A 15,455-nucleotide genomic window follows, 5' to 3' on the forward strand; every position below is an offset into this window, starting at 1 on the left:
ACACTATTTCTTCAAGTTAAACTTAATCTTCTTGATAATAATGGTGAAGCTCACCAAAAAATACAGGCAATAAGTTATTCAAGGTTCCAGCTAGGCGCTGCGTCTGTAATTCTCCTTTGTTCACCCAGAAAAGATGGCTGTCATTGTGAGGTTCATCTGCGGTTGTGGCAGTATATAAAAATGCCAGCTCCCGCTCTTTTTTGGCGAGATGATTCCATTCGGCAGTTCCCATTAAAACCGGATCAATGACTAAGCCCATTTCTTCTTGGATTTCGCGAATGGCAGCAAGGAAACGTCCAGCCTATGTTAATTAGCAAGAGTACGTAATCGATGACTAATTAATGATCGGTGTGACTTTTTCTATCGAAGTATGAGAAGCAATTGTTATTAACTTTATGTATTCCAACGTACGTAATTATAAGCCTGACTTTTAGAAAAAAGTCTGACACCTAAATACTTCTCAAGTCTGATGTTTGCCAATACTATGTAATACATACTATTAGATATAGCAAGTTATTGCTTGAAAATAATTTATTATTTAAGGGGAAATCAAATGAAAAAGTACAAAAATGGGTTGTTCTTTATGATTATTGCAATTGTTCTCGGTTTGATTGCACCAATCAGTACCTGGGCACAAACAGAGAAAGGGCAAAAGGAATTCAACGAATATATCCAAAAAGAATTTGTAAAAACGCAAATGCCAGGGATGAGTATGGAAATTGTGAATGCAGAAGATGTATTATTTGCTGAAACATATGGAGATTGCACTAGTTTGGATCAACCGTTTATCATTGGCTCACTAAGTAAATCCATGACGGCTATAGCAATAATGCAGCTAGTTGAAGCTCGAAAGATTGATCTTGCTGCATCTGTTCATGATTATTTACCAGAGTATACAGAGGAAACAAACACAACAGTTAAGCAACTATTGAATCAAAACAGTGGGATCAAAACCAATGAGACTATTGACAACTTTCATACAAAAGATTCTTCTGCAAAGTATGAATATGCTAATACTAATTATACATTATTAGGTAAAATTATTGAAAAGGTTTCAGGGATGAAGTATACAGACTATCTTCAAAAATTTGTTTTTGATCCACTTGACATGAATAGCAGCTTTACTTCTTTGGAAAAAGCTAAAAAGCATCAGTTGGTCCCTGGTCATAGAAATTATTTTGGCTGGATGAAGCAAGAAGAGTTAGTTGGTCCTACAAATGCTAGCACAGATTGGCTGACCATTCCGTCGGCGTATGTTATTTCTAGTACAAACGATATGGGAAAGTATATGCAAGACCTCCTTCGAAAAGAATCGTTACTATTGCAAACAAATAGTCGAGATCAAATGATCAATGACAGTATCTCTGTAATAAAGAATTATCAGTACGGATATGGATTTGGGATTGATCAACGTCAAGGAGACAAAAAAATTGTTCACGGAGGGAACGTTCCAAATTACACGACATACATGATTCTTATTCCTGAAAAGAAGATTGGAATCATTGCAATGTTCAATGGCGGAGACTTTTTTTGCGCGAACGATTTGGCGATCGATCTGACTTATAATGTGTTGGAGGCTTATTTGACCAATGACTACTCTCGTTTAGATAACTCATCTTACAAACAAAAGCACTTGGTGATAAATGCTGTATATGCTTCGATCGTAATCAGTAGTTTGTTTCCCATTTTCTTATTCAGAAGATGGATGCGTAAAAATAAAATGAAAATTACAGTAGGAAGAGCAATCTTTCTAGTGAGTGTTCATATGATTTATCCTACGCTGATTTTATTGGCATTTCCTTTATTGGGTTTTCCTTTGTGGATGGTACAGGAATTTACACCAGATGCTTTTTTAGTTGTTATAGGCAGCAGCATAGTTTTGTATCTAACGGGAATTATTAAAGGCGTTTATCTGTTCAAAAGGCGTAGAAATTGATGTATCTTAAATGAAATGGTGGTTGATTGAAATGAGAAAGAGTTGTAATTCAAATAATTTTTTAGGAAATGGAAGATAGATGAATTGCACTGTTTCTTTTAATTTTTCAAAATAGAAAAAGGTAAGCGACAAACTTTTGGTAGTTAAAGTTTGTCGCTCTTTTTTTGAACTTTTTTAACAGTCCTAAGCTAGGTTAATTTTTGAACAAAAATGTGCTCTTTAGTATTCTCAATTACAGCTAATAATCGTGCCATTTTCTTCACCTCGGATATATTATACCAAGAAAAAACATCTAGACTACGCAAAGTTTTTTGACAATGGTATACTTGGAAGTATGAAAACACGCATCAAATTTTCATGTACTTGTAAGAATGAGGAGGATGTATTGTGGATCAAAAGGAAGAACAACTACTAATTGATTTGACTTCAGCCCGAGGGATTGCTGGAAATGAAGATGAGGTAAGAGAAGTCTTCAAAGCATATGCTAAGGATTTTGCAGATGATATCTTTTTTGACGGCTTAGGTAGTGTCGTGGCTAAACATGGTGCTGGCGGCGGTCCAAAGGTATTCATTTCTGGACATATGGATGAAGTTGGATTTATGGTTACGAAAATTACAGAAAAAGGCTTTTTAGAGTTTCAAACGATTGGCGGCTGGTGGAATCAGGTGATGCTGGCACAGCAGGTAGAAATCAAAACAATGGATGGCGAAATTATTCATGGCGTAATTGGCTCAAAACCACCCCATGTTTTGTCACCAGAAGCACGTAAAAAGCCTTATGAAATTAAAGATATGTTTATCGATATTGGTGCTTCCAGTGAGGAAGAGGCCAAAGAATGGGGAATTCGTCCTGGAGATATGGTAACTCCTTATACGGAATACAAGCGCATGAATAAAACTAAATTCTTGTTGGCTAAAGCTTGGGATAATCGAGTTGGAACTGCTGTAGCTTTACGTGTGTTGGAAAACTTATCGAAACGTGAACATCACAATGTATTATTTGCTGGAAGTGATGTGCAGGAAGAGGTTGGATTACGTGGGGCACGCACCAGCACTCATTTAGTAAATCCAGATGTGGCTTTTGCTTTGGATACCGGAACAGCTGGGGATACTCCAGGCATGACACCGAAGGAAGCAGATTCGGTTTTAGGCAAGGGTCCGCAAATTTTAATTTATGATGCTTCCATGATTCCTCACAAACGGTTATTGAACTTTGTAATCAAGGTAGCGGAGGAATTAGAGATTCCATTCCAATACACCGTGATTGCTGGTGGTGGAACAGACGCAGGCCAAATGCATTTAACGCGTGATGGCGTGCCATCTTTGGCGATTACTGTACCCGTGCGTTACTTGCATTCTCATAATACGATCATTCATGAGGATGATTATTTGAATACGGTTCGTTTAGTAACAGAGGTAGTGGCTCGCTTAGACAACGATGCTTTAGCTAGTTTGAGAGACTATTAATAGAAATGAAAAATGAAAGAGGTACAAAATGGAAAAATTAATGGTTAGTGATTATCGTAAAATTGCCAAAGAACGATTAAAGGGACAGTGGGGAATCAACGCTGGTTTTATTTTCCTTAGTTCATTATTGGGAATGGCCATTGGACAAGTAACGAGTGTGGTTAACAACGGTTCGGTTAAATCGGTGATGTCATTTTTAATCAGCACCTTTGTCTTGTTTGCTTTTTCTTACGCGATTTATTATGTCGGTTTATTTGTGGTTCGGGGCGGTCGAGCGGACCTTGCACAATTATTTGTGGTTTTTCAAGGAAGATACTATTTGCCAATTCTGATCATTAATATCATTTATTTAATCGTACAATACGTACTGGGATTCGTTATTTTCATTCCGCTCATTTTACAGGGGGGACTGGCCTTTTATTTTAGTTTTGTTGTTGGAGCAGGAAGTATTGACTATTTTAGTTTAGGGCAATTGGCGAGTGCCGGTTTTGTTCTTTTGTTTTTAATTACTTTGATCTTATTCTTGTTTGTGACAAGCATTATTGGAGGCTTGTTCCGCTTTGCTGCTTATTTGAGATTTGATTATCCTGAGTTAAGTGCAACTGACTGTATCAAAAAAGCTTGGGATTTGATCAAGGATCGTTGGGGGCAGTATATATTACTAGAGCTTTCCTTTATTGGCTGGTACGCTTTAGGTGCCCTATTGTTTGTAATTCCTTTATTCTGGGCAGTTGCTTATTCAAATGCAGCGACAGCAGCTTTTTATGATCAAGCACTAAAAGAAAAATTGGAAACAAAGGAGACGATGGCATGAAATTGACGGTCTTAGGCTGTCTAGGTGCGTATCCTTATGAGGGACAAGGTACCACCAGCTACTTACTGCAAAGCGGCGATTTTAATTTGCTGCTGGATGCAGGGAGTGCAACCTTAGTTGAACTGGAAAAAGAGCTGGACCCATTAGCGTTGGATGCAGTGATTTTAACCCATTACCATCATGATCATATTGCGGATTTGGGTGTGCTTCAGTATTACTGGCAGCTTTATCCAACCCAAGTACCAAAACCGATTTTACCAATTTATGGTCATACAGAAGATGACTTTCATTTTAATGATTTAACGATGGAAGGGGTAACGGAAGGTCGTCCATACTTTGAAGCAGAAGATTTGAAGGTAGGACCATTTACCATTACTTTTATGAAAACTATTCATCCGGTACCTTGCTATGCGATGCGTTTTGTTGAGGATGAAACGGGGAAAGTCTTCGTCTTTACTGGGGACTCCGGCTACTTGGAAGGCTTTAATGAGTTTGCTAAGGATGCTGATTTGTTCTTAGCAGATACGTATTTGTTTAACGGAAATGAGCATCATAAGGCGCATTTCACTGCGCAGGAATCGGGAACTTTTGCTAAAAATGCTGCTGTGAAAAAATTAGTGTTGACTCACTTGCCGCAGCAGGGGGATTTAGAGGAATTGCGTCAGCAGGCTCAAGCGGCCAGCGGCGAAATTCCAGTGGAGCTGGCAGCACCGCATAAACAATTTATTATTTAGGAGATGATTGAATGCTTTACGTGCCAAACGATCAAGAACGTGATCCACGAGTAAACCTTGCCATTGAAACCTATTTATTACGCAATATGCCATTGGATGAGCCAATTCTATTGTTTTATATCAATGAGCCCTCTATCATTATCGGGCGCAACCAAAATACGATCGAAGAAATCAACAAAGAATATGTGGAAGAGCAGGAGATTAAGGTTGTCCGTCGATTAAGTGGCGGGGGAGCTGTGTATCATGATACTGGGAATTTGAACTTCAGCTTCATTATGCCAGATGATGGAAATTCCTTCCGAGATTTCAAGAAGCTGACTGAACCCATCGTAGAAGCGTTGCACAAATTAGGCGTTCAAGGCGCTGAGTTAAAGGGCCGTAACGATTTGGTTATTGAGGATAAGAAGTTTTCTGGGAATGCAATGTACTCAACAAATGGTCGGATGTTTGCTCACGGAACTTTGATGTTTGACAGTGATGTCGATAAAGTCGTTAATGCTTTGAAGGTTCGTAAAGACAAGATCGAATCAAAAGGGATTAAATCCATCCGTTCTCGTGTTACCAATATCAAGCCGTTCCTGCCGGATGATAAACAAGATATGACGACTGAGGAATTCCGCCAAGCGATTCTGTTACAGATTTTTGGTGTGGACAGTGTCGACCAGGTGAAGACGCATGAATTGAACGATGAGGACTGGAAAGCGATCAATCAAATCTCTGACGAGTATTACAGAAACTGGGATTGGAACTATGGTCGTTCTCCTGAGTTTGATCTGGAACGTCGTCAACGCTTCGCAATTGGTTCCATTGAGGTCCGTTTGAATGTAGCTGAAGGTGAAATCAAAGAAGCAAAAATCTTCGGTGATTTCTTTGGCCTAGGGGAAATTAAGGACGTAGAAGATCAATTAGTTGGTACAAGATATGAGAAAGCTGCGTTGGAAGAGGTAGTGGATCAAATTGATCTGACGCATTATTTTGGCAACGTCACTAAAGAAGAATTTTTATCATTACTCTATTAAGAGAAGAAGGAGTAGCAAATCGCTTAGTGTTAGGCGGCTTGCTGCTTTTTTGTTCTTTTGATCTCCCTTACTTAGTATAAGTTGCGGTGAAAAATCTTAAGGATTGTCAGGTAACTCTTTGACGCAAAAGATATTTTTATAATCAAAATTAATGCAAAAACGGTGTAATTAGGTTTTTGTCTATCGATAAATATACTTTTGTTAAAAAAATAATCTGATTCTTATCGTATGGTTAAATTTTATATGATAATATAATTATTGAGGGGGAGTTGATATGAATATTGCCATTTGTGATGATGATCTTTTCTTTTGTGATCAAATCGAACAATGTGTGGAGGATTTATTTCAAAAAACATGTACGTCTGAAGTGTTTACCTCTGGAGACGAGCTTCTTGCTTATATTCAAAGGCATGCTAGCTATTTCCAGATTTATTTATTGGATATCGAAATGCGGGGAACCAATGGAGTAGATACCGCCAAAAAAATCCGAGAGCTAGACTTGGATGCATTAATTATATTTGTAACAAGTCATAAGGAATGGGTCTTGGAGGCCTTTGATGTGACGGCCTTTCATTATGTGGTAAAGCCGTTGAATAAGGAAAAGTTTTCGTCCATTTTATTATCTGCAGAAAAATTTTTTATGAAGCAAAGAAAACTGTTCCACTTCGTCATTCGCAAGCAATTAAAAACACTGCCCATAACTCAAATTGAGTATCTTGAGAGTACAGGGCGAAAAATCCGTGTTTTTACTACAGACAAAGAGTGTCACGAGTACTATGGGACATTAAAGGAGGCCGAGGAAAAACTTGATTTAAGTACATTTGCCCGAATCCATCAGTCCTATTTATTGAACATGAATTATATCGATGTTTTGGAAGAAAAAATAGTGGTTATGAAGAATAAAAACAGACTGCCTATCAGCAAGAGACTGCGTTCGTCGTTTTTAAAGCAGTACCGGAACTATCTTCGAATGATGGGAAATACGTCATTTAAGGGTGGTGAGGGGAATGCTAGCTAGGTTTTTCTCTTACTTTGTTTTTACAACGCTTTTTTTTATGAACACTTATTTGCTTCATTCGACTTTCTTGGAGGTTAAACCTTCAGGTAGAAAGAGAAAAAGCTGGTTTTTTTTGTATTTATGTACGTTTTTAATGATGTACATAAATGCACAGATCAATTTAATAGATGAAGTGTATCCACGAATTATTTTACTTTTTTTACTTCTATGTTCATATTATAGTATATTCAGCCTTTTTTTCTGCGGAGCATGGTATAGAAAATTATTTCTTTGCTTTCTTATGCAGTTTCTTTTTACCCTTACTGAATCGGTATTGTGGCTCATTTTGATTTCAATAAAAAGTACTGAGGAAATAGCTAAGTTGTTGCAAACAGATTGGTATTCAGGAGAATTGGCGTTGTTTCTTATTTTGTTAATTGTTTTTCTGATGAATAGAAAATCAAAGAAGCACCACTCACTGCCAGCTCATGTTGCCTTTCTTTATATTGCGATTGTGTTAGTTTGTTTTACTATCTCCAGTTACGTGTTGTTTAGTACGGATAAATTTTTAGTAAGCTCTCATATGATTTTGTTAATCATGTATTACTTCTCTTTTAAGGTGATCGAGAAAGTGCATGAACAAAACTACCAACATCAGTTGAATGAAAAGAAACTCGTTTTGGAAAATCAATATTATCAAAAGGTTGAGCAACATCAGGAAGAAGTACGTATGCTTAAGCATGATATGAAAAATCAGTTGCTGGGGATACAAGCCTACTATCAAGAACAGCAGTATGAAAAACTTGAAGAATTGCTGGCAACCTTAGTTCAGAAATCCGAAAATTATGAAAAGACCTTCTTTACTTCAAACAAACTGGTAAATCTTATTGTTGCGGATAAAATTGGTCTAGCAAAAGAAAAGGGGATTGATTATTCAGTAGAAATAGTGATCCCCTCCGAACTAGCGATTGCAGACAATGATCTCATTAATGTTTTATCGAACATCCTGGATAATGCGATCGAAGCCTGTGGCTATTGTGAGGATGGAGCCTTCATTTTTTTAGAAGTATTTTTGAAAAGACATTGTTTGTTCGTTCAATGTAAAAATAGTACGGATGGTTTACACCATTCGCTAGATACAAGAAAAAATTCAGGGAACCATGGTTTAGGATTGAAGAGTATGCGAGCTGTAGCTGACAACTACAATGGGGAGCTTACCTATAAATGGGAGGACAAACAATTCTCAATTGAGGTGCTGTTGTTCGAAGACCACATATGACGAGAAAAAAGTCATTTTTTTACAAATAAATAAAATAAACAAATGGCCGTGTTACAGTAATACATGTAACGCGGCTATTTGTTTATTCCTTTATTAAAACAAATTTTTATCATGGATTTGTTTAAAAAATGATCTTTGTAATAGGCCGTTGGAACTTTCCATTATATTTTATGATAGATCTTTCTTAAAAGAGTAAGCTGGTCATTTTCGGTATCAATCTGGTTATTCGGATTCGATATACATCTCAAACTATAAAAGAAAAAGGAGAGAAAAAGAGATGAAAAATTTAAAGCAAAAAGTTTTAGTCGGGTTAGCTAGCACGGCAATGATGGGAGGCATTTGTGTAGGTGGTATTGGCGCTTTTGCAGCAGATACAGCTGATACACCTGTAAAAGTAAGCTTCGATGCAGATGGACATATTGTGATTCCAGAAGATGGCGATGACTTGTCTCTACGTTATGTACCAGCTCTAGTAGACTTTGAGACTCATACCGCAGGTGAAGCTGTAACATCAAATGTTACTTTATCAAACCGCTATGTAGCATTGCGAGATATTCGTCCAGGAACTTCAGGAACAGACTGGAAATTATCAGCAAAAGCATCTGCACTAGCTTCAACAAGTGCAACAATTAGTACTGGATCTATTAAAGTAAGTGTAGGGGATACTTTAGATTGGACAGAACCATTAGAACCGACTTCATCCAACTTAGGTGGTGTAGCAGCTGGTGTTACTGAAACGGCTTCAGTGACGCTTCCACTAGGTGGTGCATCTTTAGAAATTGCTCAAAGCTCTACAGGTACACGTCAAGGCTTTGCTGTTCCTATTCAAGCAATGGAATTGAACCTTGCAGCAGCAGATACAGATCACCCAAGTGATACCTTCGAGGGAAATGTAACTTGGACTTTATCTGATACGATTTAATCATTCTAAAGAATAAGGAGAGAAGGGACAATTCTCTTCTCTCCCTTTTTAGTTAGGAGAAACACTATGAGCAGGCAGAAAAATCATGAAAAATTCGTCAGACATCCTTCATTTAAATTAGTTACTAGTCTTTTCCTTATAGTAAGCCTATTCTTTTTATCTTGTAACCGAGCATTTGCTAGTGAAGAGATACCTGAAAAAGAAGAAAAGGGAAAGGTGGGCTTTACTGTAGAGGCGGTTAAACCGACTACTCAGCTAGATCCAACCAAAAGTTTCTTCTTTATAAAGGTAGCTCCGCAAGAACCGCAAAAATTGACTTTAAAGGTAAAAAGCACTCAAAAAGCAGAAGAAAAAGTAAAGCTTTATATCAAAAATGCGTATACAACCTCCGAGGGAACGATTGATTATGACCATGAGGACATCATCAAGGATGAGACACTGGTTCAGCCGATTGAGGAATTAGCTAGTGTAGAGCCTAAGGAAGTCACTGTCAAAGAGTTTGAAACAAAAGACGTGACAATCACCATCAATCCGCCCGCTGAAGCTTTTGAAGGAGTGAAGATAGGGGCTATTTGTGCCATGAGTGCTACAGATGAGACTGAGGAAAAGGGTATTGGTTCTTCCTTTGGTTATCGGGTGGGGTTAGTGGCTATGTCAGAGGAGGACGACTATGAAAATGGCTCGTCTTTAAATCTGATCCGTGTGAAGCCAACCGTTGATCAAGGAAAACGAGTGATTCAAGCTCGTCTCCAAAATCCAGAAAGTCAAATTTTGAACGAACTGGAAGTCCAGACAGCGTTACGTAAAAAGGGCGAAAAAGAAGTACTCCGAGAACGTAAAGCAACGGGTATGCGGATGGCACCAAACTCACAATTCGATTTTTCAACAACTTGGGGTTTGGATCCGATTGAGCAAGGAGACTATGTTCTATCTATCAAAGCTTTCTCCGGTCCACATAGCTGGTCATGGGAAGAGGAATTTAGCATCAATAAAGAAACAGCTCAAAAGATGAATGAAGAAGCGGTTTACACCTTAACCTATCCTAAGTGGACACCACTGGTAGTTATGGCGCTAGGAATACTGACCCTCATGAATATTGGCTGTCTGTATCTTCGTAGAAAAAAATGGGAAGCAAGATAAGTTCATAGAAAGGAAGGTGAACTTATGATAAAAAAGTGATCAAGTGTCTTGGGCTCTTCAGTCTTTTGACTTTTATGCTGGCAATTAATCTGCCTGCAGAGGCAGCAACCAGCGCAGAGACCAAGATTAAGGTTACCATTACTCAAACTTCGCCTCCTGTAGTTGACGGCGGGGGAGATGTTATTCAGAAGAATCCAAGCGACCACTCATCCATTGCTACAAGTGGAAAACGATTGCCGGTCACAGGTGAAAGCTATAGTCAGCTTCTTTCTTGTTTAGGCTGCTTGACACTGGGCGTTACCGTTCTTCTTTTTGTATTAGGTAAGGAAAGGAAGGATCAGACTTATGAAGCCAGCAACTAAAAAACTAATCAATTATCTGCTGGTCAGCGGCTTGCTGCTTCAAAGTTTGAGCCCAATGCTAGCTGTAGCCACGACGGTTGAAGAAAGTTTTACTCAAGAGACTGTCAGTGAATCAACCAGTGAGAATCTGAAGGAATCGGTCTCTTCTGATTCAGAAACAGTAGAGAGCACTATAGAAAGTACTACAGAAAATGTGATTGAGAAAGCCCCCGTCATTCCAACAGAAGTCGAAAAAGAGTATGACGAACGAATGTTGAATGATGAGAATAAAGCGGACTCTCCACATCCAGTGATTAAGCTTGATGAGCAAAAGCTAGATGAACAGTTCCTTATCGAGGGTAAAATCACAGCTGAATCAATTGTTGAAGATAATGTTTATTCAAAGACACTTTTGAAAGCGACGATTTTGCAAAAAAGGCTTGCGGATAGCGAGTGGGAAACGGTCGATAAGATTACACTGAATGAAAATCAAGAATATTCTTTAAACAAAGAAGAAGTTCCTTTTGGATTTTCCAGTGATGCTGATGAATCAGCAGAGTATCGTTTATTACTGGATTATGAAGTCAAGAGGTATGAAAATGATGATTTGCGAGCTATTGATGTTCATAAAGCCCAGTATTTTATTAAAAACAAGCTAGAACAAAATACTAAATCAACTAAGGCTTTAGATAAAAAAGATTCAGAAGAAATGCAACACTTTTTTAGGTTAGACAGAGGGATTTCTTTGTTCTCTAGTTCATTTGACCATCATGGAAATATAGATAATGATTACTTGAACTATGTTCGCATCCGGGAAGTAACTAAAGAAAGTGGAAAAATTTCTTTTCAATCTTCAGTAACGAGTGTTTCAAATCGAGCGCATCCGGTTTATGCGGTTGTTCATACAGACCCTGAATTTATAAGGAATATAAATGGCACACATCCGCAAATTAATCGCGGACCATGGGCTATTGTAAAGCAAAATGCTTTAAGAATAGTGAATATTCCTCATACGGGAGGAACAATAACTAATGCATATCATAGTAGAGAGGAGGTAGCTATTACAGGGCTGACACCTAATACTGATTACTATGTTTGGATGGTTTATATTAGGAATCGTGATGAAACAACTGAGTGGGCTCAACATATGAGTTTTTCAGGTTTAACAAATATGAATCAGGAAAGATCCTATCATTTCAGAACGGAACCGCCAACACCATTGACCAACATTAGGGTACCAGGATTCGTACAAAGCAGTGCCACAACAACATCAATTAGTATGAATGGGAGCTCTTACGATGGAGACATATCTCAAGATGCGAATGATGGGTTAGTTCAGATCACTTCTAACGAGGGTAGTAATTATGAGACAAAAATAACCAATTTGAATCATGATACTTCTACTGGTGGAAACTATAGGGGAGCAACAATTACAGGACTGACACCAGGAACTAGATATAAGGGAAGAGTGGTATTAAAAGACTATGACCGCATAGATAGATATTCAGGATTAAGCAGCTACTTTTATACCCCAAATACTGTTAATCAACCGGGAATTTCGGCTTTGGGTACTCCCACTGTTAACAACAATGCTACGGCAAATGTGGTAGCAACTTATAATGTTGGGAATGTAGCCGCACATCCTTCACAAGTAGAAGTATCGATTAGTACCAACAATTCTAATTGGAACGTAATTAATACTGGAACAACACCAGCAACTACAAATCCAATTATCAATCCTGGAAACAAACAGGTATCCTTTACATTATCTAAACTTAATGCTAATACTAAATATTTTGTCCGTTATAAAGTGAGAAATGCTAGTAATAATTGGTCGGCAGATTCAGAGTCGCGAAATTTCACAACAAAGGGGATTCCTGTAACAATCGAGCCACCTAACGTAACGAATATAACTTCTGTTAGTGCTACTGCTGGTAACAATACCTATACGGGTACGGTTCTACCAAATCAAGGGTTCATCCAATATTCAAATGAATCTGGAACTGGAATGGAATCTCAGAAGGCAACCAATCTTCCATACTCTAATGGAAACTATGGAACAGTAGAACTCACTAATCTATATCCTGGATCAAAATATCGAGCAAGAACCAGTATTATGGCTTCAAATAATGTGCCAGCTTGGTCTGAATGGACCGATGATTTTGTCACGCCAACTATATTGACAGATCTAGAACTTACTGGAAAACAAGAGCCAACTACTGCAACAAACGGTTACGGTTCTGCAACTTTCAAAGGATTTTATCAAGCAGCAACTAACATGCGTGAGCGAGCTGCTCATCCAGACAAGAATAAAATTAAAGTTGAGATTCAAGAAGTGGGTACGAGTTCATGGGTAAACGTTAACCTTCGAGAAGAAGATCGAAATATCGATTTTGGGAATAAACGTATTACTTTTAAAGTAAATGGTTTAAAAGCTGGAGCAGCATACAATGTTAGGTACAAAGTAGAGAATGGAAAAAATAATGGTTCTGCCAATGAAGTATGGTCTGATCCGAAACAGACAAATAATATAGTTTCTATGGCTGTTATTCCTTTAGAAGTAGTACAACCTAAAATTAGCGAATTGAAAGTCTCCAATACTGCTACTCCAGTTATCAGTGCAGTAGTTGGTAATAGTGAATATCGAGGAAATGTTTCTCCTTCTCGGGGAAGAATTGAATATTCATCCGAAAGCGGAGCAGGTATGATCATTACGAAGGCTGAAAATTTAACGCATCCAGGAACAATTGGTGGAACTTATGGTAAGTTAACAATATCTGGTCTTAGAGCTGGAGCAAAATATCGCGCACGTGCTGTTTTAAAAAAACCAGGACCAGAGACACCAACTAGCGATACTTACTCTGAATGGACCAGCTTTGTCACACCAACTATTCCTACTGTACTGACAACAACCAGTACAGTGAAGCCAACTAATGCGACAAATGCTGAAGCTGTTCTAAGCGGTTTTTACGCAGCTGCAACTCAAGAAAGAGAAAATCCGGCTTATCCTAATGACATTGAAGTTCAAATTAGAAAGAATGGAACATCTCAGTGGCAAACCGTACGTGTTCATGATCTCAACTTTGATTTTTCTTCTCGTAAGCGGGTTACTTTTAGACTAAAGGGTTTATCATCTAAAACGGTGTACGATGTTCGTTATAAAATAGAGAACGGGATAGGCAATTTCCCACAAGAAGAGGTGCAAACCGAAGTATGGTCTAATTGGACAGAATGTGAAGGGATAATTAGTACACAGGGGATTCAATTGCGAATTAATGGACCAACTATTCCACAAGCAGAAAATGCTATAGTAGGACCAACGTTTGTACAATTACATGCTTCTAAATATTACGGGGACATTTCTGCAACTTGGGCGAATGGTCAATTCAAGATGATGAAAGCTTCAGAAACTAATTGGCTTTCCGCAACTACAGTGTACACAGACTTAGTTCATGACCGCGTAACTGGTGTCGATGGTACTGCTAGCAACATCAATTACAACGGTGCTCGAACTATTTCCGGTTTAGCACCAGGTACGAAATACAAAGGTCGATTAACTGTACCAGATTATGAGGAAGTAGCTGTAGATTCACCAGAAACTGTTTTCTGCACGACACTCACGGTGAATACACCAACTGCATCAGCAACCGAGCGACCAATAACAGTGAACACCGCAAAAGCGACTGTAAGCGGAAGCTATAATGTGGATGTTATGAGCCCTGCTCATCCTGATCCTACTCGTGCGAATGACAACGCTGAGGTGGCAATTAGTTTAACCGGAAATGCCAATGATTTTAGAACGCTTGTCTACAATTCTACGGGAACAAATCCGTCGTTGAACAGTGCACCAGCGATCGATCTGATAACGAAATCGGTTGAATTTAAACTGAAAAATTTGAAAGAAAACACAGTTTATTATGTAAAATACCGAATGAAAAATGAAAGCAACAAATGGTCAGATTGGTCAACAGCAAATACAGTGACAACATTGACGCGTATGCCAGGCTATTACTTTGAAAATGTACCAGAATTCAACTTTGGCAGCTTAACCCGCAGTGATGTGGATACAACGAATCCATTAGCTTCAACAAGTGGTTCGTTTAACATGGAAATTGAAAATATTGGAATGGTCAACAATTGGGTACTTTCAGCTAAGTTAAGTTCAATTACAACTTTTGATGGCAGCAATCTTGAACTAACTAATGCTGCATTAATCGTTGGTAAAAAGTTGTCGAGATCGTCTGATGGTGGAGCAACTTGGCCCGAGGACGTATCCAGCACCTTTAATGTTGGTAATTCTGGATATGAAGTACTACCAAGTAACACAAGCGTCGAACTATGGAAAAGTCCTAACAGTGCCTCAGCCCAAGGGAAATTCAAGTACACGATTGATCGAAACTCGGTCCAATTGAAGGTTCTTGGAGGAACTGCTCAGGCAACTAGAGAATACCGTGGAAAGGTAACCTGGACAATGGATACTTTACCATAAGTTTATGGAAGAAAAGAGCGACGAGATCCTCTTTTCTTCCCGCTTTTAGAATAAAGGAGGAAATAGCGTGGAAAGATATGGATGGATGATTATATTAGCTGTTATTGGCATGATTGCTTTACTAAGCTTTTTTATATTTCTGATTAAGGATATGCAGCTAATCAAGCAACAAAAAAGAAGTCGCTGGTCATTAAGTTTAAATGTCTCCTTATTAATCATTTCAGCGTTATGCATCATACTGTCAGTTTATTTCTATATGGATATTCAAGATCAAATAAGCATTTTGGAAAAAATCTAATCAAGCAAAAATAAGAAGG

Annotated in this window: 13 protein-coding genes; 12 read left to right on the plus strand and 1 reads right to left on the minus strand. The window is 38.3% G+C overall.

The features are described 5' to 3' along the window. Positions 1 to 22: 22 nt before the first annotated feature. Complete coding sequence (locus tag IGI46_RS09195) at positions 23 to 259, minus strand: hypothetical protein (RefSeq protein WP_429973302.1); 237 nt, start codon at positions 257 to 259, stop codon at positions 23 to 25. Between the two features lie 294 nt (positions 260 to 553). On the opposite strand from IGI46_RS09195, the gene IGI46_RS09200 reads away from it, so the two are divergent. From IGI46_RS09200 to IGI46_RS09255, 12 genes are all read left to right on the plus strand, one after another. After that, positions 554 to 1,936, plus strand: coding sequence for a serine hydrolase domain-containing protein (locus IGI46_RS09200; RefSeq protein ID WP_429973303.1), 1,383 nt, complete (start codon positions 554 to 556; stop codon positions 1,934 to 1,936). Positions 1,937 to 2,323: 387 nt separating this feature from the next. Continuing rightward, positions 2,324 to 3,403: a M42 family metallopeptidase gene (locus tag IGI46_RS09205; RefSeq protein WP_429963016.1), complete on the plus strand. Its 1,080-nt coding sequence runs from the start codon at positions 2,324 to 2,326 to the stop codon at positions 3,401 to 3,403. 28 nt (positions 3,404 to 3,431) lie between these two features. Next, entirely contained in the window at positions 3,432 to 4,217 is a 786-nt protein-coding gene (locus IGI46_RS09210) for a DUF975 family protein (protein WP_429973304.1), read from the plus strand. Next, positions 4,214 to 4,951 (plus strand): MBL fold metallo-hydrolase, encoded by a 738-nt coding sequence (locus tag IGI46_RS09215; protein ID WP_429973305.1) that lies wholly within the window; start codon positions 4,214 to 4,216, stop codon positions 4,949 to 4,951. Before IGI46_RS09210 ends, IGI46_RS09215 begins: the two co-directional genes overlap by 4 nt. 11 nt (positions 4,952 to 4,962) lie before the next feature. After that, on the plus strand, positions 4,963 to 5,970 hold the full coding sequence (locus IGI46_RS09220) for a lipoate--protein ligase (RefSeq protein WP_429973306.1): 1,008 nt from the start codon (positions 4,963 to 4,965) through the stop codon (positions 5,968 to 5,970). 274 nt (positions 5,971 to 6,244) lie between these two features. After that, positions 6,245 to 6,988, plus strand: coding sequence for a LytR/AlgR family response regulator transcription factor (locus tag IGI46_RS09225; RefSeq protein ID WP_429973307.1), 744 nt, complete (start codon positions 6,245 to 6,247; stop codon positions 6,986 to 6,988). A gap of 427 nt (positions 6,989 to 7,415) precedes the next feature. After that, positions 7,416 to 8,246, plus strand: a complete 831-nt coding sequence (locus tag IGI46_RS09230) for a sensor histidine kinase (protein WP_429973308.1) — start codon at positions 7,416 to 7,418, stop codon at positions 8,244 to 8,246. 277 nt (positions 8,247 to 8,523) lie between these two features. After that, positions 8,524 to 9,168 (plus strand): WxL domain-containing protein, encoded by a 645-nt coding sequence (locus IGI46_RS09235; protein WP_429963022.1) that lies wholly within the window; start codon positions 8,524 to 8,526, stop codon positions 9,166 to 9,168. A gap of 66 nt (positions 9,169 to 9,234) precedes the next feature. Then, positions 9,235 to 10,308, plus strand: a complete 1,074-nt coding sequence (locus tag IGI46_RS09240) for a DUF916 and DUF3324 domain-containing protein (protein ID WP_429973309.1) — start codon at positions 9,235 to 9,237, stop codon at positions 10,306 to 10,308. A 74-nt stretch (positions 10,309 to 10,382) separates the two neighbouring features. Further along, positions 10,383 to 10,670, plus strand: coding sequence for a hypothetical protein (locus IGI46_RS09245; protein ID WP_429973310.1), 288 nt, complete (start codon positions 10,383 to 10,385; stop codon positions 10,668 to 10,670). Beyond that, positions 10,654 to 15,138, plus strand: a complete 4,485-nt coding sequence (locus tag IGI46_RS09250) for a WxL domain-containing protein (protein WP_429963025.1) — start codon at positions 10,654 to 10,656, stop codon at positions 15,136 to 15,138. The genes IGI46_RS09245 and IGI46_RS09250 overlap by 17 nt, the downstream gene beginning before the upstream one ends. Before the next feature lie 67 nt (positions 15,139 to 15,205). Then, positions 15,206 to 15,436 (plus strand): hypothetical protein, encoded by a 231-nt coding sequence (locus tag IGI46_RS09255; protein ID WP_429963026.1) that lies wholly within the window; start codon positions 15,206 to 15,208, stop codon positions 15,434 to 15,436. Positions 15,437 to 15,455 lie beyond the last annotated feature (19 nt).

This window comes from Enterococcus sp. AZ163, assembly GCF_050498925.1.
In the GTDB taxonomy this organism is placed as follows: domain Bacteria; phylum Bacillota; class Bacilli; order Lactobacillales; family Enterococcaceae; genus Enterococcus_A; species Enterococcus_A ferrettii.